Here is a 25982-nt window from a genome sequence, read left to right as displayed (position 1 = left end):
AACCTCACCCACAACAGGGATTAGAATTATTCACAGTCTTAATTGGATTAACAGTAGTAACAGTAGCATTAACAGTAAAATTACCATTCAAAGTCAAATTATTAGTCCAACTACCATCCCTAACAACCTTAACCTTAACAGTAATGATCATAGAACTACCAGGAGCAATATCACTAACAACCCAAATCAACTTATTACCAGATTGCGCGAACTTAACAACCTTACCACCAACAACACTATAATCACCAGCATAAACAAGACCATCAGGCAATGAATCAACCAAAGTAACATTATCAGAAATAACAACACTACCAGTATTATTAACAGTCAAATTATACTCAATAACCTCACCCACAACAGGATTAGAATTATTCACAGTCTTAATTGGATTAACAGTAGTAACAGTAGCATTAACAGTAAAATTACCATTCAAAGTCAAATTATTAGTCCAACTACCATCCCTAACAACCTTAACCTTAACAGTAATGATCATAGAACTACCAGGAGCAATATCACTAACAACCCAAATCAACTTATTACCAGATTGCGCGAACTTAACAACCTTACCACCAACAACACTATAATCACCAGCATAAACAAGACCATCAGGCAATGAATCAACCAAAGTAACATTATCAGAAATAACAACACTACCAGTATTATTAACAGTCAAATTATACTCAATAACCTAACAACAGGATTAGAATTATTCACAAATTGGATTAACAGTAGTAACAGTAGCATTAACAGTAAAATTACCATTCAAAGTCAAATTATTAGTCCAACTACCATCCCTAACAACCTTAACCTTAACAGTAATGATCATAGAACTACCAGGAGCAATATCACTAACAACCCAAATCAACTTATTACCAGATTGCGCGAACTTAACAACCTTACCACCAACAACACTATAATCACCAGCATAAACAAGACCATCAGGCAATGAATCAACCAAAGTAACATTATCAGAAATAACAACACTACCAGTATTATTAACAGTCAAATTATACTCAATAACCTCACCCACAACAGGATTAGAATTATTCACAGTCTTAATTGGATTAACAGTAGTAACAGTAGCATTAACAGTAAAATTACCATTCAAAGTCAAATTATTAGTCCAACTACCATCCCTAACAACCTTAACCTTAACAGTAATGATCATAGAACTACCAGGAGCAATATCACTAACAACCCAAATCAACTTATTACCAGATTGCGCGAACTTAACAACCTTACCACCAACAACACTATAATCACCAGCATAAACAAGACCATCAGGCAATGAATCAACCAAAGTAACATTATCAGAAATAACAACACTACCAGTATTATTAACAGTCAAATTATACTCAATAACCTCACCCACAACAGGATTAGAATTATTCACAGTCTTAATTGGATTAACAGTAGTAACAGTAGCATTAACAGTAAAATTACCATTCAAAGTCAAATTATTAGTCCAACTACCATCCCTAACAACCTTAACCTTAACAGTAATGATCATAGATACACTACCAGGAGCAATATCACTAACAACCCAAATCAACTTATTACCAGATTGCGCGAACTTAACAACCTTACCACCAACAACACTATAATCACCAGCATAAACAAGACCATCAGGCAATGAATCAACCAAAGTAACATTATCAGAAATAACAACACTACCAGTATTATTAACAGTCAAATTATACTCAATAACCTCACCCACAACAGGATTAGAATTATTCACAGTCTTAATTGGATTAACAGTAGTAACAGTAGCATTAACAGTAAAATTACCATTCAAAGTCAAATTATTAGTCCAACTACCATCCCTAACAACCTTAACCTTAACAGTAATGATCATAGAACTACCAGGAGCAATATCACTAACAACCCAAATCAACTTATTACCAGATTGCGCGAACTTAACAACCTTACCACCAACAACACTATAATCACCAGCATAAACAAGACCATCAGGCAATGAATCAACCAAAGTAACATTATCAGAAATAACAACAACTACCAGTATTATTAACAGTCAAATTATACTCAATAACCTCACCCACAACAGGATTAGAATTATTCACAGTCTTAATTGGATTAACAGTAGTAACAGTAGCATTAACAGTAAAATTACCATTCAAAGTCAAATTATTAGTCCAACTACCATCCAACAACCTTAACCTTAACAGTAATGATCATAGAACTACCAGCAATAACTAACAACCCAAATCAACTTATTACCAGACCATCAACCTTACCAATATAATCACCAGCATAAACAAGACCATCAGGCAATGAATCAACCAAAGTAACATTATCAGAAATAACAACACTACCAGTATTATTAACAGTCAAATTATACTCAATAACCTCACCCACAACAGGATTAGAATTATTCACAGTCTTAATTGGATTAACAGTAGTAACAGTAGCATTAACAGTAAAATTACCATTCAAAGTCAAATTATTAGTCCAACTACCATCCCTAACAATCCTTAACCTTAACAGTAATGATCATAGAACTACCAGGAGCAATATCACTAACAACCCAAATCAACTTATTACCAGATTGCGCGAACTTAACAACCTTACCACCAACAACACTATAATCACCAGCATAAACAAGACCATCAGGCAATGAATCAACCAAAGTAACATTATCAGAAATAACAACACTACCAGTATTATTAACAGTCAAATTATACTCAATAACCTCACCCACAACAGGATTAGAATTATTCACAGTCTTAATTGGATTAACAGTAGTAACAGTAGCATTAACAGTAAAATTACCATTCAAAGTCAAATTATTAGTCCAACTACCATCCCTAACAACCTTAACCTTAACAGTAATGATCATAGAACTACCAGGAGCAATATCACTAACAACCCAAATCAACTTATTACCAGATTGCGCGAACTTAACAACCTTACCACCAACAACACTATAATCACCAGCATAAACAAGACCATCAGGCAATGAATCAACCAAACGTAACATTATCAGAAATAACAACACTACCAGTATTATTAACAGTCAAATTATACTCAATAACCTCACCCACAACAGGATTAGAATTATTCACAGTCTTAATTGGATTAACAGTAGTAACAGTAGCATTAACAGTAAAATTACCATTCAAAGTCAAATTATTAGTCCAACTACCATCCCTAACAACCTTAACCTTAACAGTAATGATCATAGAACTACCAGGAGCAATATCACTAACAACCCAAATCAACTTATTACCAGATTGCGCGAACTTAACAACCTTACCACCAACAACACTATAATCACCAGCATAAACAAGACCATCAGGCAATGAATCAACCAAAGTAACATTATCAGAAATAACAACACTACCAGTATTATTAACAGTCAAATTATACTCAATAACCTCACCCACAACAGGATTAGAATTATTCACAGTCTTAATTGGATTAACAGTAGTAACAGTAGCATTAACAGTAAAATTACCATTCAAAGTCAAATTATTAGTGCCAACTACCATCCCTAACAACCTTAACCTTAACAAATTATTACCAGGAGCAATATCACTAACAACCCAAATCAACTTATTACCAGATTGCGCGAACTTAACAACCTTACCACCAACAACACTATAATCACCAGCATAAACAAGACCATCAGGCAATGAATCAACCAAAGTAACATTATCAGAAATAACAACACTACCAGTATTATTAACAGTCAAATTATACTCAATAACCTCACCCACAACAGGATTAGAATTATTCACAGTCTTAATTGGATTAACAGTAGTAACAGTAGCATTAACAAAAATTACCATTCAAAGTCAAATTATTAGTCCAACTACCATCCCTAACAACCTTAACCTTAACAGTAATGATCATAGAACTACCAGGAGCAATATCACTAACAACCCAAATCAACTTATTACCAGATTGCGCGAACTTAACAACCTTACCACCAACAACACTATAATCACCAGCATAAACAAGACCATCACTGGCAATGAATCAACCAAAGTAACATTATCAGAAATAACAACACTACCAGTATTATTAACAGTCAAATTATACTCAATAACCTCACCCACAACAGGATTAGAATTATTCACAGTCTTAATTGGATTAACAGTAGTAACAGTAGCATTAACAGTAAAATTACCATTCAAAGTCAAATTATTAGTCCAACTAACAACCTTACCATCCCATAACAACATTATCTTAACCTTAACAGTAATGATCATAGAACTACCAGGATTAGAATTATTCACAGTCTTAATTGGATTAACAGTAGTATCATTAACAGTAAAATTACCATTATTCAAAGTCAAATTATTAGTCAACTACCATCCCTAACAACCTCAACTTGATTAGAACTACCAGATATCACTAACAACCCAAATCAACTTATTACCAGATTGCGCGAACTTAACAACCTTACCACCAACAACACTATAATCACCAGCATAAACAAGACCATCAGGCAATGAATCAACCAAAGTAACATTATCAGAAATAACAACACTACCAGTATTATTAACAGTCAAATTATACTCAATAACCTCACCCACAACAGGATTAGAATTATTCACAGTCTTAATTGGATTAACAGTAGTAACAGTAGCATTAACAGTAAAATTACCATTCAAAGTCAAATTATTAGTCCAACTACCATCCCTAACAACCTTAACCTTAACAGTAATGATCATAGAACTACCAGGAGCAATATCACTAACAACCCAAATCAACTTATTACCAGATTGCGCGAACTTAACAACCTTACCACCAACAACACTATAATCACCAGCATAAACAAGACCATCAGGCAATGAATCAACCAAAGTAACATTATCAGAAATAACAACACTACCAGTATTATTAACAGTCAAATTATACTCAATAACCTCACCCACAACAGGATTAGAATTATTCACAGTCTTAATTGGATTAACAGTAGTAACAGTAGCATTAACAGTAAAATTACCATTCAAAGTCAAATTATTAGTCCAACTACCATCCCTAACAACCTTAACCTTAACAGTAATGATCATAGAACTACCAGGAGCAATATCACTAACAACCCAAATCAACTTATTACCAGATTGCGCGAACTTAACAACCTTACCACCAACAACACTATAATCACCAGCATAAACAAGACCATCAGGCAATGAATCAACCAAAGTAACATTATCAGAAATAACAACACTACCAGTATTATTAACAGTCAAATTATACTCAATAACCTCACCCACAACAGGATTAGAATTATTCACAGTCTTAATTGGATTAACAGTAACTTGTAACAGTAGCATTAACAGTAAAATTACCATTCAAAGTCAAATTATTAGTCCAACTACCATCCCTAACAACCTTAACCTTAACAGTAATGATCATAGAACTACCAGGAGCAATATCACTAACAACCCAAATCAACTTATTACCAGATTGCGCGAACTTAACAACCTTACCACCAACAACACTATAATCACCAGCATAAACAAGACCATCAGGCAATGAATCAACCAAAGTAACATTATCAGAAATAACAACACTACCAGTATTATTAACAGTCAAATTATACTCAATAACCTCACCCACAACAGGATTAGAATTATTCACAGTCTTAATTGGATTAACAGTAGTAACAGTAGCATTAACAGTAAAATTACCATTCAAAGTCAAATTATTAGTCCAACTACCATCCCTAACAACCTTAACCTTAACAGTAATGATCATAGAACTACCAGGAGCAATATCACTAACAACCCAAATCAACTTATTACCAGATTGCGCGAACATTAACAACCTTACCACCAACAACACTATAATCACCAGCATAAACAAGACCATCAGGCAATGAATCAACCAAAGTAACATTATCAGAAATAACAACACTACCAGTATTATTAACAGTCAAATTATACTCAATAACCTCACCCACAACAGGATTAGAATTATTCACAGTCTTAATTGGATTAACAGTAGTAACAGTAGCATTAACAGTAAAATTACCATTCAAAGTCAAATTATTAGTCCAACTACCATCCCTAACAACCTTAACCTTAACAGTAATGATCATAGAACTACCAGGAGCAATATCACTAACAACCCAAATCAACTTATTACCAGATTGCGCGAACTTAACAACCTTACCACCAACAACACTATAATCACCAGCATAAACAAGACCATCAGGCAATGAATCAACCAAAGTAACATTATCAGAAATAACAACACTACCAGTATTATTAACAGTCAAATTATACTCAATAACCTCACCCACAACAGGATTAAATTTGAATTATTCACAGTCTTAATTGGATTAACAGTAGTAACAGTAGCATTAACAGTAAAATTACCATTCAAAGTCAAATTATTAGTCCAACTACCATCCCTAACAACCTTAACCTTAACAGTAATGATCATAGAACTACCAGGAGCAATATCACTAACAACCCAAATCAACTTATTACCAGATTGCGCGAACTTAACAACCTTACCACCAACAACACTATAATCACCAGCATAAACAAGACCATCAGGCAATGAATCAACCAAAGTAACATTATCAGAAATAACAACACTACCAGTATTATTAACAGTCAAATTATACTCAATAACCTCACCCACAACAGGATTAGAATTATTCACAGTCTTAATTGGATTAACAGTAGTAACAGTAGCATTAACAGTAAAATTACCATTCAAAGTCAAATTATTAGTCCAACTACCATCCCTAACAACCTTAACCTTAACAGTAATGATCATAGAACTACCAGGAGCAATATCACTAACAACCCAAATCAACTTATTACCAGATTGCGCGAACTTAACAACCTTACCACCAACAACACTATAATCACCAGCATAAACAAGACCATCAGGCAATGAATCAACCAAAGTAACATTATCAGAAATAACAACACTACCAGTATTATTAACAGTCAAATTATACTCAATAACCTCACCCACAACAGGATTAGAATTATTCACAGTCTTAATTGGATTAACAGTAGTAACAGTAGCATTAACAGTAAAATTACCATTCAAAGTCAAATTATTAGTCCAACTACCATCCCTAACAACCTTAACCTTAACAGTAATGATCATAGAACTACCAGGAGCAATATCACTAACAACCCAAATCAACTTATTACCAGATTGCGCGAACTTAACAACCTTACCACCAACAACACTATAATCACCAGCATAAACAAGACCATCAGGCAATGAATCAACCAAAGTAACATTATCAGAAATAACAACACTACCAGTATTATTAACAGTCAAAACCTTATACTCAATAACCTCACCCACAACAGGATTAGAATTATTCACAGTCTTAATTGGATTAACAGTAGTAACAGTAGCATTAACAGTAAAATTACCATTCAAAGTCAAATTATTAGTCCAACTACCATCCCTAACAACCTTAACCTTAACAGTAATGATCATAGAACTACCAGGAGCAATATCACTAACAACCCAAATCAACTTATTACCAGATTGCAACTTAACAACCTTACCACCAACAACACTATAATCACCAGCATAAACAAGACCATCAGGCAATGAATCAACCAAAGTAACATTATCAGAAATAACAACACTACCAGTATTATTAACAGTCAAATTATACTCACTCTTAATTGGATTAACAACAACAGTAGCATTAACAGTAAAATTACCAGTCAAAATTAGTCAACTACCATCCCTAACAACCTTAACCTTAACAGTAATCATGCAAAGTATCATAACAACCCAAATCAACTTATTACCAGATTGCGCGAACTTAACAACCTTACCACCAACAACACTATAATCACCAGCATAAACAAGACCATCAGGCAATGAATCAACCAAAGTAACATTATCAGAAATAACAACACTACCAGTATTATTAACAGTCAAATTATACTCAATAACCTCACCCACAACAGGATTAGAATTATTCACAGTCTTAATTGGATTAACAGTAGTAACAGTAGCATTAACAGTAAAATTACCATTCAAAGTCAAATTATTAGTCCAACTACCATCCCTAACAACCTTAACCTTAACAGTAATGATCATAGAACTACCAGGAGCAATATCACTAACAACCCAAATCAACTTATTACCAGATTGCGCGAACTTAACAACCTTACCACCAACAACACTATAATCACCAGCATAAACAAGACCATCAGGCAATGAATCAACCAAAGTAACATTATCAGAAATAACAACACTACCAGTATTATTTCAACAGTCAAATTATACTCAATAACCTCACCCACAACAGGATTAGAATTATTCACAGTCTTAATTGGATTAACAGTAGTAACAGTAGCATTAACAGTAAAATTACCATTCAAAGTCAAATTATTAGTCCAACTACCATCCCTAACAACCTTAACCTTAACAGTAATGATCATAGAACTACCAGGAGCAATATCACTAACAACCCAAATCAACTTATTACCAGATTGCGCGAACTTAACAACCTTACCACCAACAACACTATAATCACCAGCATAAACAAGACCATCAGGCAATGAATCAACCAAAGTAACATTATCAGAAATAACAACACTACCAGTATTATTAACAGTCAAATTATACTCAATAACCTCACCCACAACAGGATTAGAATTATTCACAGTCTTAATTGGATTAACAGTAGTAACAGTAGCATTAACAGTAAAATTACCATTCAAAGTCAAATTATTAGTCCAACTACCATCCCTAACAACCTTAACCTTATCAGTGAATGATCATAGAACTACCAGGAGCAATATCACTAACAACCCAAATCAACTTATTACCAGATTGCGCGAACTTAACAACCTTACCACCAACAACACTATAATCACCAGCATAAACAAGACCATCAGGCAATGAATCAACCAAAGTAACATTATCAGAAATAACAACACTACCAGTATTATTAACAGTCAAATTATACTCAATAACCTCACCCACAACAGGATTAGAATTATTCACAGTCTTAATTGGATTAACAGTAGTAACAGTAGCATTAACAGTAAAATTACCATTCAAAGTCAAATTATTAGTCCAACTACCATCCCTAACAACCTTAACCTTAACAGTAATGATCATAGAACTACCAGGAGCAATATCACTAACAACCCAAATCAACTTATTACCAGATTGCGCGAACTTAACAACCTTACCACCAACAACACTATAATCACCAGCATAAACAAGACCATCAGGCAATGAATCAACCAAAGTAACATTATCAGAAATAACAACACTACCAGTATTATTAACAGTCAAATTATACTCAATAACCTCACCCACAACAGGATTAGAATTATTCACAGTTTTCTCGATATCTACAACAGTAATATTAGCAGTATAATTGCGACCACCTAAAAGCATAGTATTGGTCCAAGTACCATTTTTATTAACTACAGCATTTATGGTAATAACAGCAGTAGTATTACCATTAATATCAGTTATAGTGAAATAATAATGATTACCTCCCCAATTATAATTAACAAGACTAGCGTTAGTAAAAGTGAAACTTTTGAAAGTAACACCATCAGGCAAGAAATCCTCAATCTCTATATCGTGTTGATATAGTGTATTACCAGTATTTCTAATAGTCAAGTTATATTGGATAGTTTCACTTAAAGTTGGATATGGATTATTAACAGTTTTACCACCATAAATAACAACATTAATAGTTTTATTAGCTTGGTTATTAGTTAAATTAGTATCATTTTCATAACTAGATACAGTTACAATATTGTTTACAGTTCCGAGAGTAGTTGTTTTTGCAGTAATTGTTAAAGTTACACTTGCTCCAACATTCATTGTTCCAATATACCAAACACCAGTACTGCTATCATAACCAACATTATTTAAGGATATTAAAGTAAGTGTGCTTGGCAAAACATCACACAAAGTAACATTATGAGCAATGTTTGGACCATTATTTGTAACTACAATAGTGTAGATTACGTTTTCACCTAATACATAAAGGTTTTTGTCACTGTTTTTAGTAACACTAACATCAACGACAGGTATTATTCTGAATTTAGTTGTATTGTTAATTGCTTTATATAACGAATCTTCAGGGTGAGAAGCATAAACAGTATAATTTTCTGGTTGTAAACCTTTAGGAATAATCACAGTAACATTACCATAAATATCAGTTTTCAAATTAATATTGTTATAAACAATCTGTCCTGTTTCATCATTAATCACCCGTAATATGATTGTCTGATAATCCTCACGACTATCCTGATACAATAGTCTTCCACCATTACTGTTTTCAGCACCCCATACAGGGTGAACTTCACTAAGAGTAGTAGTTTTGGTACCATATCTAGATGTTGAATAAGTTACAGTGTAAAATGAGATTTGGCTAGGTAATACATTATTATAAATTGCATTTGCAATATTATCACCACCAACAAGCACCATAGTAATATTCTCATCAGCAGTATTGTAAATGCTACTTGGAGGTGCAGCGACAGTAGTCAACAAGTAACTCCATGCCTGATTTTGAAGCAAAACAGTATCCTTAATAATAGCATTTATACCATTAGTATAAATAGCAGACCCATTACGAGCAGTATTATAGTTGAAAATAGATTTTAATATTTGGTTATTATTACCATCAATAAATAATCCTCCACCAAGACCATCAATACCATTCGGCATCATATCAGAAGGATTAGCATGATTACAAGTGAAATTATTACTATATAAAACAGCATTACTTCCTTTTATAAATACTCCACCACCACGATTAGAAGCATTATTACCTGTGAAATTGGAATTCCGAACCTGAGCAGAAGCACCATCAATATAAACACCACCCCCATCAACAGCAAGATTATCATTAAAATTACATGTATTAACAAGAGCATTACTTCCTTTTATAAATACTCCACCAGCAACATTAAATGCATTATTATCTGTGAAGTTTGAATTCAAAATTTTAGCATTAATACCTTGAACATAAACACCAGCACCACTTGTTGCAATATTCTCATTAAAAATAGAATTAGTTATTTCTGCACGATCCCCTCTAACATAGATACCTGCACCAAAATTACTTGCATTATTCCCAGTAAAGTTACAAGAATCAACTTTAACACCATTACCATTAATATATATAGCAGCACCTTCAGGAGAAGTATTATTAATAAACCTACAATCAACAATCTCTAAATTAACATCTTCAGTGGAAAGACCTGATATTGCTCCACCATGTTCGAGTGCAGTATTATTAATAAAAGTACAGTTGTAGGCTCCACCACCATAATGGAAAAGAATGCCTCCTCCCCCACAATGATTTAAATCTCCAAGACCAACAAAATTATTAGTAAAAACAGAATTATTAACATGAACTTTACTACTAGTTCCTACAAAACAAATTGATGCACCATGTCCTCTTTCATTGTAATTATTATCAAACTTACAATTATCAACATATACCTGTCCAAAATGAGATGCGGGTAAATTTATTTGGAATCCTGTACCTGCACCAGCCACTTGGTGATTATCTTTGAATGTGCAGTTTAACACATTACCATTACCCCTCGCATAAAATCCTCCACCAACATTATATACACTACAATTTTTAAACTCACAATTCTGAATTAAAAAATTATCAGATACAATATATGCCCCACCACCAGAATAATATTTATTAATCGGAATTGAGGAAGGCATAGACTTACAGTTTTGTATGATGCAATTTATTAACTTAAAATTATTTAAAGATGACAATTGTGAATTACCCCATACTCGCAACCCACCACCATTATAATAATTTTGATAACTATTTTTTAAAGAAAGACCATTTGTAATTGTTAAATATTTAAGACAAACATTGTTAGCAGTTACACGAATTACATGATCCCTAGATAAAGAATCTAACACTGCCATTGTTGGGTCTGACACACTACTACCACCATAAATATTCAAAATTTTATTAACAACAATAGGATGCCCAGAACCAATAGAATAAACCTTCCCATCTAGAAAAATATTATCTCCAGAACTAGCAGAATTAATTGCAGCTTGTATATCTGCAAAAGTAGTTCCTGTTACATGAATATTTGCCGCTCTTAGATTTTCATTATTTGAGGGAGCTTTTAAAATGCTCGCGCCCCCCCCCCCTCGAGGTATTTTGACCATTATTCGTTGTCAAACCATTGGAAGAGGGATCATCATTTTGAACACTTACAACACTATCAGTATTACTTGTTGTAAGATCCTCATTATTATTCGTCATGTTTGTATCTTGTGCTGCTACAGCTGATACTAAAAACAAAAGTAATAGCAAACACGACAAATACATGACACTCTTATTATTTATTAACATTATACTTAAAACCTCATTATTTAATAATTATAATGATTATTAATTAAACAAACATTATTCTAAACTAAAAATGATTAGTCAAATAAAATATTGTTATATAATAATTAGTTACAATAAGAAAACATGAAAAATCATATAACTCAAATAAAAAAAAAGAAACAATGAACATATAATAGTTTATATAAAAAACACTCTAAAAAATAAGAACAATATGATTATTTACAATTTCTATATTTATTAAATCATGATATAAAAAATCTCATCTTTATTTTTATATAATAGACAATTACTTAATAATATTTTTATTGTCACCTTTTCTTAGCAATCATTAAAACATATATTAAATGAGACAATTAGTAATCATATTATTTTTACTAGCCTAACCAGAATAATATCCTATATTAAAATAATAAAGATAATATAAAATTTTTTTGAAATTCAATCATCCGAATCTGAATACACATTAATAATATCGCTATAAAATATTGATTTATATTTATCTGTCCAATTCATATAAAAAAGCTCGACCAATTATAATTAATTCATATAATATACAAATCATAAAAAAGCAAAATGTTTAATTTTCAAAAGCATCCCTACAATTATATAATTCATATTAACTTTTTTTATATAAGTATACAAAATCCATAAAGATATTATAACTATTATAAACATCTATACTTTCATATATATAAATAAATCGATGCCTATTTCAAAACTTTGTTGATTTTTAAAATCATGTTTACGATTGTCATTCCAAATTAAATCTTTGAGGCCAATTCATTTTAAAACACCTCATGCTGTCTTAAATATTCCTTTTCTGGATTTTAGCGTGGTTTTTTAAAAGGCATTTCAATGTTTGCTTGTGTTCTTCAATTTTATCTTTTAAATTGTAAATAAAGCTTTTATATCTGAGAGTGATTGATTTTCTAATAATTTTATAACTTACAGGTGAAAGGAGAGTGTAAAATTGGCGAATATTGAAAGAATAAAAAATTAAGAGTTTTAAAAAAGATACTCTTAAAATTTATGTTTTATTTTTTAAATTTTCTAACAGAAGTCATACTAATCATTAATAGAACCAGGAATAATGCGAATAATGGATTACCTGTTGCTCTTGAAGTATGCACTTTAATATCATGGCCATTATCTGTTTTAGTATGATTCTCTTTAATTATTATAGTTTTATTATTTGGGTTATGAGGATTTTCTTTAATTACTTCGGTTTTATTTTCAGCGGTTTTATTAGCAGTAATGTTTGAACCAGCAGTAACAATGTTTGTGAAATTTCCAGGCGTTAAAGTAGTAAATGATACGATAAATGATGCTGACTCACCAGGGTTTAAAATCCCCTGATAATAGAAATTATCTCCTTTTTGTTTCCAGTTATTACCAAAGAAACTATGGAATTTTAAACCTTTATAGCTATCCTCATGTACAAAAACATTTCCAAGTTTACAATCCCCAGTATTAGTTACGATAATTTTAAATGAAGTAATTTCGCCAACATTCACTACTGGATTTAAAGTGATTTTTTCCACATTTAGGCCAGGTTTATAAACTTCAGTAGTATTATTAGCGGTTTTGTTACCTGTTCCATTTGAACCTGCAACAACAACATTGGTCCAATTACCTGGACTAACCGTGTCAAAGACTATATTAAAGCTAACAGACTTGCCAACTTTTAAAATTCCACCATATATAAATCGACTATTATTATAAGACCAATTAATACCTTTAAATGAATTGTAAACTAAACCTTTAGGAATTTTTTCAACAACAAAGACATTGCCCAAATCACAATCACCAGTATTGCGAACAATAATTGTAAACACAGTCTGATTACTAATATAAACAGTTTTATTCAAAGATAATTTCTCAACAGCAATATCAGGTTTGATTACTTGAACGGTATCATTATCCTCATTGTTTGTATAGTTAGTTTCTAGTGTGCTTGTAGTTACTTTCGCAATATTCGTCCAATTTCCTACTTTAATAGCTATGGTTTCTATAGTGAAAGATATACTATTACCTGCAAGTAAAGTTCCAATATTCCAAATAAGATTACTAGAACTATTTTTTAATATAAATCCTTCTGGCAATGTATCATTTACAATTACATCAAATGCATCAATACTGCCGTTGTTCCAGACAGTAATGTTCCAAGACACTAAAGAACCATTAAGAACACATGATTCATTAGCAACCTTGCTGATTATAAGATCAGTTGGATTAACATAACTACAATTATATGTTAAAATAGACTGTCCTAGCGGAGTTAATGCAATGGAAAAATTAAAGATTTTTAAGGTTCCATTATCTAAGATTTTAGTATTATTCACATCCCCAACTCTTATAAACTTTAGCATCATCAAATAAATTATTAATAGAATTTAATTGAGTTAATGCAATAATGTCTTTAGATAAATATCCTTGATTATTGGTAAAATTAGAATCAGAAATAATAGCGTTTATTGAAAGAACCGCACCAGCAAAATTTCCAATATTGTCTGTAAAAGTAGAATTAAAAATTGATATATTATCGGCAGTTACTCCTGCACTTTTTCCCGCAATATTATTTTTAAATTTTGAATTTGAAATTTGTCCTTTCTCAGTGTACAAAATACCATATCTGCCATGATTGTTTGAGATGCATGAATTTGTAACTGTACTATTAGTTGCTTTAATTATTGCACGATACTCTGCAATGTTTCCTTCAATAAAAGAATCTGACATGATTAATACAGTAGACTGTATAATTGATGAAGGACCACTATTATTTACAAAGGTTGAATTATTTAAACTTAAATAACTAGTCCAAATAACTCCTGAATAACTTGTGTTTGTTTTAGATTGGGCAGAGTTATTGGTAAATTCGGTGTTGGTAATATTAACATATTTCCCTCCAAAAATACACCCCCCATAACAATCTCGGTTACTTATTACAGAGTTATTGGTAAATTTAGAATTTGTAATATCTATTGATTGATTATAATATCCTTCTGCATAAATACAGCCCCCATAACTTATATTTTCTCCCCTTGAAAAATTATTATCAAACTCGGAGTTTGAAATATTAATAAATCCACTACTACTATAAACAACTCCTCCTCTTTCTGCGAAGTTGTTAATAAAAATAGAACTATTAATATTAATTGATCCTCCAAAGAAAATGTTTCCATAAGATTTTGCGGAATTATTGATAAATCTACTATTGTTAATTGTCAAATTACGTCCAGTCATAGTATAAATAACTCCTCCATCACGGTTTGCAAAATTATTAATAAAATAGCAATTACTAATTTTTAAATTATTATTTGCAATAATGACTCCTCCATATCCTCCATTAATGGGGAGAGGATTAACAGAATTATTATTGAAATATGAATTGATAAGGGTTACATCTGTACATGCTGGTGCATAAATAGCTCCAGCACAAATTTAGCGAAATTATTTGTAAAATTTACATTATTAAAAGTGATATTATTTTTTACACTAATAAAATTACATGCTCCTCCCCATACATTAGAATTAGCATTAATTAAAGACAAGTTATTAATAATTAAATAATTAATAGATCTTGAATTTTTAAATATAGTACTTTCATGATTACCGTCAATGACAAAGTTATTTCCATTTATAACCAAATTCTTATTAATTTCAATTCCATTACTCAAACTACTGTCAACATGACTATTAAATTTATAATTCCTATATAAATCTAAAGTACCATTAGTATTTTGATTAATTAATTCTTTTAAATCAGTAAAAGAACCTTCATTTCTAGATAAAAGGGGACTATGCTCATTTTTTTCATCCATAATTGGTGCATTCATAGTTGATATATCATCATTAGTTAAATTGTTAATATCTGTTGCAGATGCTGTAGATATGATACAAAAAACAAAAGAAAATATTACGATTAATATAATTAATTTTTTTAATCTAATTTTAAAATCCTCATATTTTGTTAATTTAATTAAACAATCTCAGTTTAATATATATAACAGGGAATGCACCGTTACAGTACAATCCTTTCTATTATAAATATTAAAAGTAAGGTTTTATAAAATATTATTTGATTATTGCAAAAAGTTTTTTAAAAATTCTATTTTTGTGAATGACTAACAATTTTTATTATTTTTTGATATTAATTTTTTTATTTTTACTCAATTTAATGAAAAGTATTTTTAAATTCAAGTGCCAATATTGTATTTGAAATTTCACATCGTATTAAAAAAACATGTGTTATATAATTTAAATGAAGAATAAATATTAATATGAATAATAAAAATACTTATTTTTCGATTATCCATATGTTTTCAAAGTAATTAAATCTTTCGGATTATAAAGCACTTTCAAAAATTTTGTGGATTTTTAAAATTAATTATTCGATTTTCATTCCAAATTAAATTTTTGGGATAAATTCGTTTTAAAATACCCTGTGTTATCTTGAAAATTTGTTTTCTTGATTTTGACATTGTTTTTTTAAAAAGGATTGTCAATTTTGTTAGTTTTTTGGTATACCAAAAATTATCATGATGTATTTTCATTTTTTGATTGATTTTTGGGTTTTTTATGGGGGGAATTTCTTTCAATACATCTGTTTCGTAGATTTATCCACCACATTATCCATTTATGGTTCTTAAATTCGTTTTATATTTTGGTAGTGTTATTTTGAAGTATTAAATATAGAATATAAATATTTAAATAAACAGTGCCATCATAGCAATAGACAGTGACAGTATATTTCCAACGGGTTTTCATTGGCTCTGCATTTTATGGAATGTGAATTTATAAAAGGCTGCACCAGCAGCATGTACCATAACAAAGGAATTTCCGCCAAGGTCAAATAACTCTTCAATGATTTCAATGCATTTATCTGATCTTGGCAAATGTGTAATTAAAATTGGAAATTAGTTCTGTTTCATATCGCTCCTAATTAAATCATCCTCACCCATATCTTCAATATCAATATGTTCAAAACCCAATTAATCGTCTCTTAATCTTGTTTTAAATGAATTTGCATGAGCAAAGAAACCCTCATACTCAGCAATAGGAACAGATGTTTTAGACAATTCTTTTAAACCATCTTTAGTTAATCTTTGAACAGTTGGTTTTTTAATAAAAGCTTCAGTTGAAAGACCTGAATACATTTTAGCTCCCCCTCCGGTTGGAAGAACATGGTTTGTACCGGACCCATAATCTCCAGCGGCAACAGGAGAATAAGCTCCTAAAAAGATAGAACCTGCATTGTTAATGCATGATAGGATTTCATCATCATTTTTAGTAGTTATGATTAAATGTTCGGGAGCATATTCATTTGTAACCTGAATAGCTTCATCAAAAGTATCTGTAATAATAATTTTTCCGCTTTTAGACAGTGATTCCTCTATAATTTCACGTCTAGGTGCAATTTCCGTTAGTTTTTTAACATGTTCATCAACTTCAAAAGCCAAATTTTCACTATCAGTTACTAAAAAGCAGGAAGCATTAGGGTCATGTTCTGCTTGAGCTAATATATCTGTGGCTAAAAATTCAGGATTTGCAGACTCATCAGCTAAAATTAAGACTTCTGATGGACCTGCTGGAAACTCGATATCTACTTGTCCATAAACTAATTTTTTAGCGGCAGTAACGAATATATTTCCTGGCCCTACAATTTTTTCTACTTGACAAACAGATTCGGTTCCATAAGCCAGTGCAGCAATAGCCTGTGCTCCACCAACCTTATAAATTTCATCAGCACCTGCAATATCAGCAGCCACTAAAATAGCATCTAATATTTTGCCATCTTTTTGAGGTGGAGTTACACATACCACCTTTTCAACTCCTGCGATTTTAGCAGGTATTACAGTCATCAATATTGAAGAAGGATAAGCAGCTCTACCGCCGGGTATGTAACAGCCGGCTGAGTTAATAGGCCTTACAATTTGCCCTGCAACAATTCCTGGATTTACTTTCATTTCCCATTCAGTTGGAATTTGCTTTTTGTGAAATTTTTCAATGTTTGATGCTGCATTTTTTAAGGCAGTCAATAATTCATCATCTAAAGTATCATAAGCCTCTTTAATTTCATCTTTTGATACTTTTAAATTTTCTATTAGTACGCCATCAAATTTTTCTGTATATTTGCGAATAGCTTGATCCTTATCTACACGAACATTTTCTAAAATTTCAGATACGGTGCCTAAAACATTGTTGACGTCTTGTTCCGACCTTTTAACAGTCTCTTGTAAATTGATTTCAGAGTATTTTAATATTTCCATTTTGACACTACCTTAAAATAGCTCCAGTGTCTGCTGAGTGAACTAATTTTTGATATAACGCTAACCAACCTGAAACATCACTTTCAGGGTGTTTTACATCTTTTAATCTTGCTTCAATTTCTTCATCAGATAATTCTACATTGATAGATCTGTTTTCAATATCAATTTCAATTATATCTCCATTTTGAATTGCTGCAATTGGTCCATTTTCTCTTGTTTCAGGAGATACATGGCCAATACATGGCCCACGAGTTCCTCCAGAAAATCTTCCATCAGTTATTAATCCTACATCTTTAATATTCATTCCTGCAAGGGCAGATGTTGGATTTAACATTTCACGCATGCCCGGACCTCCTTTTGGACCCTCATATCTAATAACTACAATGTCACCTTCACCGATTTCATGACCAAATATAGCTTTTGTAACCTCTTCTTCAGAGTCATAAACTTTAGCAGGTCCTTTAAGATGCATTAAATGGTCTGCAACAGCACCTTTTTTAACAACACTACCATTAGGTGCTAAATTACCTTTAAGAATTGCAATACCTCCATCAGCATGAACCGGATTATCTAATGTATGGATTACATCAGTGTTTTTATTTTCAACAGTTTTTAAGTTTTCTTTAATGGTTTTACCTGTTACGGTTAATTGATCTGTGTTAATTTTATCTCCAAGAGTTTTAAGAACAGCCTGAATACCACCAGCTAAGTGCAAATCCATCATTGAATCTTCACCAGCAGGGGAAATAAGAGTGATATGAGGTACGTTTCTTGAAATTTCATCAAATAAATCCAAATCAACACTTAAACCTTCAACTTCACTAGCAATAGCTGGAATATGTAAAGCAGTATTAGATGATCCGCCTAAGGCCATATCAACTGCAATAGCATTGTTGAAAGATTCTTGGGTTAAAATATCTGACGGTTTAATATCTTGTTTAACCAATTCAATTATTTGGCGACCGGAGTTGTAAGCAATTTGATTGTTTTCTTCAGTTCTTGCATGTGTTGTAGCGCAATTTGGAAGAGATAGGCCAAATGTTTCAGTTATGCAAGCCATCGTATTAGCTGTAAACAGTCCAGAACAACTTCCAGCTCCAGGACAAGCACATCTTTCAAGTTCAAGTACTTCTTCTTCAGACATTTTACCTGCAGCATGTGCACCAACAGCTTCAAATACAGTAATTAAATCTGCTGGTTTGCCATCATATTCTCCAGATTCCATAGGTCCTCCAGTTACAACAATTGACGGAACATTCACTCTTGCTGCACCCATAATCATTCCAGGAACAACCTTATCACAACTTGGAATTAAAACCAAACCATCAAAAGCATGGCCTTTAGTCATAGACTCTACCGTAGCTGCAATAATTTCACGTGAAGGAAGGGAATATTTCATTCCTTCATGGTTCATACTAATTCCATCACAAACTGCCATTGTGTCGAATTCAAATGGAATTCCTCCAGCAGCTTCAATTCCATCTTTTACAAATTCAACCAGTTCTCTTAAGTGAATATGTCCCGGTACAATATCAGTGAAACTATTAGCAATACCAATAAATGGTTTTTCAAAATCATCATCTTTTAAACCACACGCTCTTAATAAAGACCTATGTGGGGCTCTTTGAATTCCATTTTTTACACTATCACTTTTCATTTAATCACACAATTTAATCAATTCAGTATTATATATGGAATTAATATGTTTTAAAATATTTGCAAAAAAAACATGGCTCTTTCAAAAACATTAATTAAATATAAGAACACATATTATTACTTATGACCACACTAGAAAAAATGAAAATTCTAACAGATTCGGCACAATATGATTTATGTGACTATGTAAGTCATCATAAAAGCTCACAAGTAAATCTTCCAGGAATATATGAAGCTATTGGTCATAATGGATGTAAGATTCCTCTTTTCAAAACACTGCAAACTAATAAATGTAAAAATGATTGTAAATACTGCATTAACCAATCAAAAAGAAATTTTACCAGATTAGAACTTTCACCTGAAGAGCTTGCAAAAGCATTTCTTGGATATTATAACAGAGGATTAGTTAATGGATTGTTTTTAAGTTCGGGAATTTCAAGTGATGTAGAATCTACTATGGAAAACCAAATAGAAACTGTCCATCTTTTAAGGAAAAAATATGGATATGATGATTATATTCATTTAAAAATAGTACCTGGAGCAAGTAAAGACTCAATTAAAAGAGCAATGGCTCTAGCAAACAGAGTTAGTATAAATATTGAAGCTGCAACACCTTCAGGACTTGCAGAACTATCATCTACAAAGGATTATAATAAAGATATATTGAAAAGATTATCCTGGATAAATAATCTACAACATAAAAGCACCACATATCCAAATTCTACTCACACTACACAATTAATTATTGGAGCAAACAATGAAAGTGATAGGGAAATACTTAGTAGAATGGAAAAAATATACAAAAAATCAGAATTAAAAAGAACATATTTCTCAGCATTTACTCCTGTTCAAGAAACTGAATTTTCAAATAAAGAATCATGTTCAACTGATAGAACATCAAAACTTTATAATGCTGATAGTTTACTGAATGACTATCACTACGATGTTAAAGAGTTAGTTTTTGATGATAATGATAATTTATTATTAACCCAAGATCCGAAAATTCTAGCTGCAGAAAATATGAATATTTTCCCTGTAGAAATCAACAGAGCTCCACTTATAGAATTGATAAGAGTTCCAGGAATTGGTATGAAATCAGCTCGTGAAATCATATCTATTCGTAAAAAAATACCATTCTCCAATAAAGAACAGTTGAGAAAATTAGGTGTTGTAGTTGATAGAGCTGAACCTTATATAAAAATAAGTGGCGAATATCAAACAACTTTTGGTTTTTAGACTGTGGGTATTATTAAATGAGTTTTAGAGAAAAATGTTTTTAAAATAATTTATCATTAAATTAATGAAATAATAGAAAAAAAATTAGAAACAATAGATTATATTAAATCTATTGATAATGATTTCAAGTGTAAAACATATTATACGATACATTTAATTTTCATCGAATAATGCCCAAATTTCAGGATATTTTTTAGAAACAACTTCTTCAATTAAAACAGAAGCTTCTTTAGAAATGCTAAATTCCGGCTCAGTTTTTCTTAAATATCTAAATACCGCAGAAGATTTTGAAGACCATAAGGTAATCCTTGGATTTTTATCAACAATCTTTTTAACTTCTTCTACATGTTTTTGTTGGATTTCAAGTTCATGTGATGTTTGTAGAGAACCTTCACTGCTTTTATCACCAGATAAATTTTCAGATGATTCACTGCCCTCTTGAGTTTCTTCATCTGTTTTTTCCTCTGGACTCTCTTCTTTGACTCCTCCACTTCCTTCTGAAGTTGAATTATCTTTTTTATCATCACTATCGGCTACAATTTCTTCTTTATCCTCTTGTTTAGATTCTGTATTCTCGATATCGTCTTGTGTAGATTTTATATCCTTAACTTCTTCAACAGCATCTTGTTTATTTTCTATATCATCAACAGCATCATCATCATTTTCTTTAAGCATGTCTTCAAGAGATTGAGGTGAATTACTATCAAAATCTTCATTATAAAAATCTGGAATTAATGAATCTAAACCTTTTCCAAGTCCTTTTCTAACCATTATGCACCACTCTCACTCTTTTCTGAATTTTTTACAATTTTAGATTGAGACTTGTCATTAATATCTATTTTTGATTTAGCTTCATTCAAACTAAGGTTTTCATCTCTTTGAATAATTTCTTTAGCTAATCTAAGATACGCTTTTGTTCCAGTACTTTCTGGATCGTAAACTAAACAAGGTTTACCGAAACTAGGTGCTTCAGCTAATCTAATATTTCTTGGAATGATAGTTTTAAACAGCAGATCAGTTCCGCCAAAATAATTTTTAAGTTCTTTGTAAACGTCTTTACTAAGTCGAGTTCTTTTATCAAATAGAGTGAGGAGAATTCCTTTAATTGGAGTGGGACTTCTAAGTCTTTTTTCAACTAATTTTATTGTATTAATTAAATCTGCTACCCCTTCAAGTGCATAATACTCAGCTTGAATAGGGATTAATACACTATCGGAAGCTACTAATGCATTAACGGTTATTACACCTAATGAAGGAGGTAAATCGATGAATATATAGTCAAATAATGGTACAACCTCTTCAAGAGTTTCTTTTAAAATTATATGATAATTTTCACGTTGAGAAAGCTCCATTCCGGCACCACTAAGGGATATGTTACTTGGGATAATAAACAAATTTTTAATAAACGTAGGAATTGTTGCTTTTTTTACATTTATATCCCCAATGATAGCATCATATATTGTATTTTCTATTTTAGTTTTATCAATGCCAAAACTTGTAGTAGCATTAGCTTGAGGATCCATGTCCACAACTAAAACAGATTCACCCATTACCGCTAGGGATGTTGCAGTATTTACAACAGTTGTTGTCTTACCGCATCCTCCTTTTTGATTCATCACTGCAATTACTTCACTCATTAAAGAATTCTCCTAAATTTGATAAGTTTTAAGTTAATAGTTATGAGTTATAACTTAAAAATTCAAAATGCTAAAGAATAACATTTAAGTTATCCAGTATAAGTTAAAAGAAATAAGTCATATCTTTCAATTTAAAACTTAAATGAAATAACTTATCAGTTCTAACTTCTAAGGGATAGGAATTAAGTTTTAAGTTAAAACTTCTAAATTATAAAAAATAAGTTTTAAGAAATAACTTATCATAACTAACTTTTAACAAATAAGTTATATTTTATAACTTCTTCCTTATAAATTATTTGTTTTCACAAATAAGTTATTAGTTATTCGTTAACACTTATAAGTTATAACTAATGAATTAAAAGTAATAAGTTAAAAGTTATAAGTTATAACTAAAAAAATATAAAAAAATAAAAAAGGATTATTTAGCATCAGGCATATTACCTTCAAAATAGCTAGCATATCCTTTTAAATCTAACATTCCATGACCGGAGAAGTTTACAACAATAGTTTTTTCCTCACCAGTTTTTTTACATTTCAATGCCTCATCAATGGCTATTTTAATAGCATGAGTAGTTTCAGGAGCAGGTAGAACACCTTCATTGCGAGCAAAAGTAATTCCTGCTTCAAATACCTCTCTTTGATGGGCAGATCTAGGTTCAATATACCCTTCTTTAGTTAAAAGGGAAACCTGTGGAGACATTCCATGGTATCTTAATCCACCAGCATGAACTGCTGGAGCTACAAAGTCGTGGCCTAACGTGAACATCTTAAGCATTGGAGTAAATCCACTTACATCACCAAAATCATATTCATAACTACCTTTGGTTAATGTAGGGCAAGCACTTGGTTCAACAGCAATGAACTGGGTATCTGATTTGCCATCGATTTTATCTTTTATAAACGGGAATAAAAACCCAGAAAGATTACTTCCACCACCAGCACAAGCAATCATGACATCTGGAGTTTCATCTGCAATTTCCAATTGTTTTTTAAGTTCTTGACCAATGATTGATTGATGTAGCATTACATGGTTAAGAACACTGCCTAATGTGTATTTGACTTCTTCATTTTCCAGTGCTTCTTCCATAGCTTCTGAAATTGCAACACCAAGTGAACCTGGGTGATCAGGATTTTTGGCTAAAATTTCACGTCCAATCTTAGTATTTTCACTAGGGGATGCATAAACGTTACCGTTATAGATATTCATGATATTTTTTCTATCAGGCTTTTGATTAAAGGAAACTTTAACCATGTAAACTGTACAATCTAAATCTAAAAGGTTACATGCAAGAGATAAAGCGGTTCCCCATTGTCCTGCACCGGTTTCAGTAGTCAATCTTTCAACACCCTCTTTTTTGGCAAAGTATGCTTGAGGTATTGCTGAATTTAGCTTATGCGAACCCGTTGGAGAAGTATCTTCCCGTTTATAATAAATTTTAGCAGGAGTATTGAGGTACTCTTCCAATTTAGTAGCTCTAAATAAAGGAGAAGGCCTTCCCATTTGCATGTAAAGTTTTCTAACCTCTTTAGGTATTTTGATATATCTTTCTTGTGAAAACTCTTGTTCTAAACCTGCTCTGGTAAATGCTTTTTGAAGTGAAGCAATTTGATCTCTTCCTTCACTATTTTTAGGCATTGGAAGTTCAACAGGTAAGTCAGCATTAATATTGTACCATTCCTTAGGCACTTCATTTGAGTTTAAAGTTATTTTGTAATTCATACTAATAATTACATTAATGTACTATATAAAGGTTTGTTGTACAAATGTGTACACTTTAATTATTAATAATATAAACAACAATAATGTTTAACCATGAGAATTTTAGCTATTGATGTTGGAACTGGAACTCAAGATATGATGATTTATGATAGTGAAAAAGAATTAGAAAACGCTATTAAACTTGTTCTTCCATCCCCTCACCTATATATCTCTCAACAAATAAGAGAAATTGAAAATGACATTTACTTTGAAGGAGAAATAATGGGTGGAGGAAAAATTAAACGTTCTATTTTAGAGCACATGGATAAAGGTTATAATGTAGTAATGGAACCTGTGTGTGCTAAGACAATTCGTGACAACCTAGAACAGGTTAAATCATTTGGAATAGAACTATCAGATGATTCAAAAGATTATTCGACCTATTCAAAAATCTCCATGGGAGATATAAACATTACAAAATTATCCAAATTTTTACTTGGATATGATTTGGAATTTGATTTTGATGAAATTGCAATTGCAGTACAGGATCATGGTTATAATGAAAATATGGGAGACAGAGATTTTAGATTCGAAAAAATAAGAGAAAAAATCTCAGAACCTATTTCCCCATTGGAATTTGGATTTAGAGACAATTTACCTGAATATTTGACAAGAATGCAGGCTGTGCGAAGAATCTTGAAAAATGAAGGCATCACTAAAACACCATTATTAATGGATACAAAATTTGCTTCAATAGCTGGAATGTGTTTTGACGAAGTAGCTAAAAAATTAAATAGTTTTATTGTAATAGATATTGGAAATGGCCATACAACAGCAGCATCAATCGAAGATGGTAAAATTCAAGGAGTATTTGAACATCATACCTCCAGTTTAACAGACGAATCCCTTGAAAGATACATAAAACGTTTAGCTTCTGGTGAAATTACTAATGAAGAAGTTTATAATGACCATGGACATGGCGCACATGTATTAAATCCAATATCAAAAATTGAGAGAGTTATTGTTAGCGGACCTAAAAGAGAGCTAATAGAAAAAACAAATCTAGATTGGCATCATGCTGCTCCCGGTGGAGATGTTATGATGACCGGAACAATTGGCTTGATTAAAACAATTCAAGGATAGAT

25 protein-coding genes and 1 pseudogene are annotated in these 25982 nt (G+C 31.5%); 2 read left to right on the top strand and 24 right to left on the bottom strand.

Features of this window, described 5'->3' with window-relative positions:
* Positions 1–4: 4 nt before the first annotated feature.
* The 21 genes from Q9969_RS04395 to ilvD form a co-directional block, all read right to left on the bottom strand.
* Positions 5–673 (bottom strand): hypothetical protein, encoded by a 669-nt coding sequence (locus Q9969_RS04395; protein WP_305554889.1) that lies wholly within the window; start codon positions 671–673, stop codon positions 5–7.
* Between the two features lie 33 nt (positions 674–706).
* Positions 707–1987 carry a hypothetical protein gene (locus Q9969_RS04390; protein ID WP_305554886.1) on the bottom strand — a complete coding sequence of 427 codons (1281 nt, stop codon included), beginning with the start codon at positions 1985–1987 and terminating at the stop codon, positions 707–709.
* 10 nt (positions 1988–1997) lie between these two features.
* Positions 1998–2171 (bottom strand): hypothetical protein, encoded by a 174-nt coding sequence (locus Q9969_RS04385; RefSeq protein WP_305554884.1) that lies wholly within the window; start codon positions 2169–2171, stop codon positions 1998–2000.
* Between the two features lie 55 nt (positions 2172–2226).
* On the bottom strand, positions 2227–2460 hold the full coding sequence (locus Q9969_RS04380; protein WP_305554882.1) for a hypothetical protein: 234 nt from the start codon (positions 2458–2460) through the stop codon (positions 2227–2229).
* Between the two features lie 22 nt (positions 2461–2482).
* Positions 2483–2998: a hypothetical protein gene (locus Q9969_RS04375; protein ID WP_305554880.1), complete on the bottom strand. Its 516-nt coding sequence runs from the start codon at positions 2996–2998 to the stop codon at positions 2483–2485.
* A complete protein-coding gene (locus Q9969_RS04370; RefSeq protein ID WP_305554878.1) occupies positions 2982–3809 on the bottom strand; it encodes a hypothetical protein in 828 nt (275 codons plus the stop codon). Before Q9969_RS04370 ends, Q9969_RS04375 begins: the two co-directional genes overlap by 17 nt.
* Positions 3810–3908: 99 nt before the next feature.
* Positions 3909–4331 carry a hypothetical protein gene (locus tag Q9969_RS04365; protein WP_305554876.1) on the bottom strand — a complete coding sequence of 141 codons (423 nt, stop codon included), beginning with the start codon at positions 4329–4331 and terminating at the stop codon, positions 3909–3911.
* A 33-nt stretch (positions 4332–4364) separates the two neighbouring features.
* Positions 4365–5303: a hypothetical protein gene (locus Q9969_RS04360; protein ID WP_305554874.1), complete on the bottom strand. Its 939-nt coding sequence runs from the start codon at positions 5301–5303 to the stop codon at positions 4365–4367.
* On the bottom strand, positions 5278–5814 hold the full coding sequence (locus Q9969_RS04355; protein WP_305554871.1) for a hypothetical protein: 537 nt from the start codon (positions 5812–5814) through the stop codon (positions 5278–5280). Before Q9969_RS04355 ends, Q9969_RS04360 begins: the two co-directional genes overlap by 26 nt.
* Positions 5771–6250, bottom strand: a complete 480-nt coding sequence (locus Q9969_RS04350) for a hypothetical protein (RefSeq protein WP_305554868.1) — start codon at positions 6248–6250, stop codon at positions 5771–5773. The genes Q9969_RS04355 and Q9969_RS04350 overlap by 44 nt, the downstream gene beginning before the upstream one ends.
* Positions 6247–7686 carry a hypothetical protein gene (locus tag Q9969_RS04345; RefSeq protein WP_305554865.1) on the bottom strand — a complete coding sequence of 480 codons (1440 nt, stop codon included), beginning with the start codon at positions 7684–7686 and terminating at the stop codon, positions 6247–6249. The genes Q9969_RS04350 and Q9969_RS04345 overlap by 4 nt, the downstream gene beginning before the upstream one ends.
* Before the next feature lie 6 nt (positions 7687–7692).
* Positions 7693–8184 carry a hypothetical protein gene (locus tag Q9969_RS04340; protein ID WP_305554862.1) on the bottom strand — a complete coding sequence of 164 codons (492 nt, stop codon included), beginning with the start codon at positions 8182–8184 and terminating at the stop codon, positions 7693–7695.
* Positions 8100–8696: a hypothetical protein gene (locus tag Q9969_RS04335; RefSeq protein ID WP_305554859.1), complete on the bottom strand. Its 597-nt coding sequence runs from the start codon at positions 8694–8696 to the stop codon at positions 8100–8102. Before Q9969_RS04335 ends, Q9969_RS04340 begins: the two co-directional genes overlap by 85 nt.
* Positions 8697–8736: 40 nt before the next feature.
* Entirely contained in the window at positions 8737–12153 is a 3417-nt protein-coding gene (locus tag Q9969_RS04330; protein ID WP_305554856.1) for a hypothetical protein, read from the bottom strand.
* A complete protein-coding gene (locus Q9969_RS04325) occupies positions 12095–12289 on the bottom strand; it encodes a hypothetical protein (protein ID WP_305554853.1) in 195 nt (64 codons plus the stop codon). The genes Q9969_RS04330 and Q9969_RS04325 overlap by 59 nt, the downstream gene beginning before the upstream one ends.
* A 1085-nt stretch (positions 12290–13374) precedes the next feature.
* Complete coding sequence (locus Q9969_RS04320) at positions 13375–14682, bottom strand: DUF11 domain-containing protein (protein ID WP_305554850.1); 1308 nt, start codon at positions 14680–14682, stop codon at positions 13375–13377.
* The gene (locus tag Q9969_RS04315) at positions 14675–15583 is read right to left on the bottom strand and encodes a hypothetical protein (protein ID WP_305554847.1); all 909 of its coding nucleotides are present in this window, start codon (positions 15581–15583) and stop codon (positions 14675–14677) included. Before Q9969_RS04315 ends, Q9969_RS04320 begins: the two co-directional genes overlap by 8 nt.
* Positions 15584–15738: 155 nt before the next feature.
* Complete coding sequence (locus Q9969_RS04310; protein WP_305554844.1) at positions 15739–16161, bottom strand: hypothetical protein; 423 nt, start codon at positions 16159–16161, stop codon at positions 15739–15741.
* 942 nt (positions 16162–17103) lie between these two features.
* Entirely contained in the window at positions 17104–17235 is a 132-nt protein-coding gene (locus Q9969_RS04305) for a hypothetical protein (protein ID WP_305554841.1), read from the bottom strand.
* 96 nt (positions 17236–17331) lie between these two features.
* Positions 17332–18609, bottom strand: a complete 1278-nt coding sequence (gene hisD / locus Q9969_RS04300; protein WP_305554838.1) for a histidinol dehydrogenase — start codon at positions 18607–18609, stop codon at positions 17332–17334.
* Between the two features lie 7 nt (positions 18610–18616).
* Entirely contained in the window at positions 18617–20266 is a 1650-nt protein-coding gene (gene ilvD, locus Q9969_RS04295; protein WP_305554835.1) for a dihydroxy-acid dehydratase, read from the bottom strand.
* Positions 20267–20388: 122 nt separating this feature from the next.
* Between ilvD and Q9969_RS04290 the strand changes: the two genes are divergently transcribed.
* On the top strand, positions 20389–21501 hold the full coding sequence (locus tag Q9969_RS04290) for a radical SAM protein (RefSeq protein ID WP_342766053.1): 1113 nt from the start codon (positions 20389–20391) through the stop codon (positions 21499–21501).
* A gap of 153 nt (positions 21502–21654) precedes the next feature.
* Here Q9969_RS04290 and Q9969_RS04285 read toward each other — a convergent pair whose 3' ends face one another.
* The 3 genes and pseudogenes from Q9969_RS04285 to Q9969_RS04275 form a co-directional block, all read right to left on the bottom strand.
* A complete protein-coding gene (locus Q9969_RS04285; RefSeq protein WP_305554829.1) occupies positions 21655–22272 on the bottom strand; it encodes an AAA family ATPase in 618 nt (205 codons plus the stop codon).
* Positions 22273–22373: 101 nt separating this feature from the next.
* Positions 22374–23138 (bottom strand): annotated as a pseudogene (locus tag Q9969_RS04280) (ParA family protein); the annotation flags it as partial.
* A 418-nt stretch (positions 23139–23556) separates the two neighbouring features.
* Positions 23557–24858 carry a TrpB-like pyridoxal phosphate-dependent enzyme gene (locus Q9969_RS04275; RefSeq protein ID WP_305554826.1) on the bottom strand — a complete coding sequence of 434 codons (1302 nt, stop codon included), beginning with the start codon at positions 24856–24858 and terminating at the stop codon, positions 23557–23559.
* Between the two features lie 93 nt (positions 24859–24951).
* Between Q9969_RS04275 and Q9969_RS04270 the strand changes: the two genes are divergently transcribed.
* On the top strand, positions 24952–25980 hold the full coding sequence (locus tag Q9969_RS04270; RefSeq protein WP_305554823.1) for a DUF1786 domain-containing protein: 1029 nt from the start codon (positions 24952–24954) through the stop codon (positions 25978–25980).
* Positions 25981–25982 lie beyond the last annotated feature (2 nt).

The sequence above is a fragment of the Methanobrevibacter sp. V74 genome (assembly GCF_963082495.1).
GTDB lineage: Archaea > Methanobacteriota > Methanobacteria > Methanobacteriales > Methanobacteriaceae > Methanocatella.
Note: the sequence above shows the minus strand (reverse complement) of the source record. Positions and strands in the feature narration are given on the sequence as shown.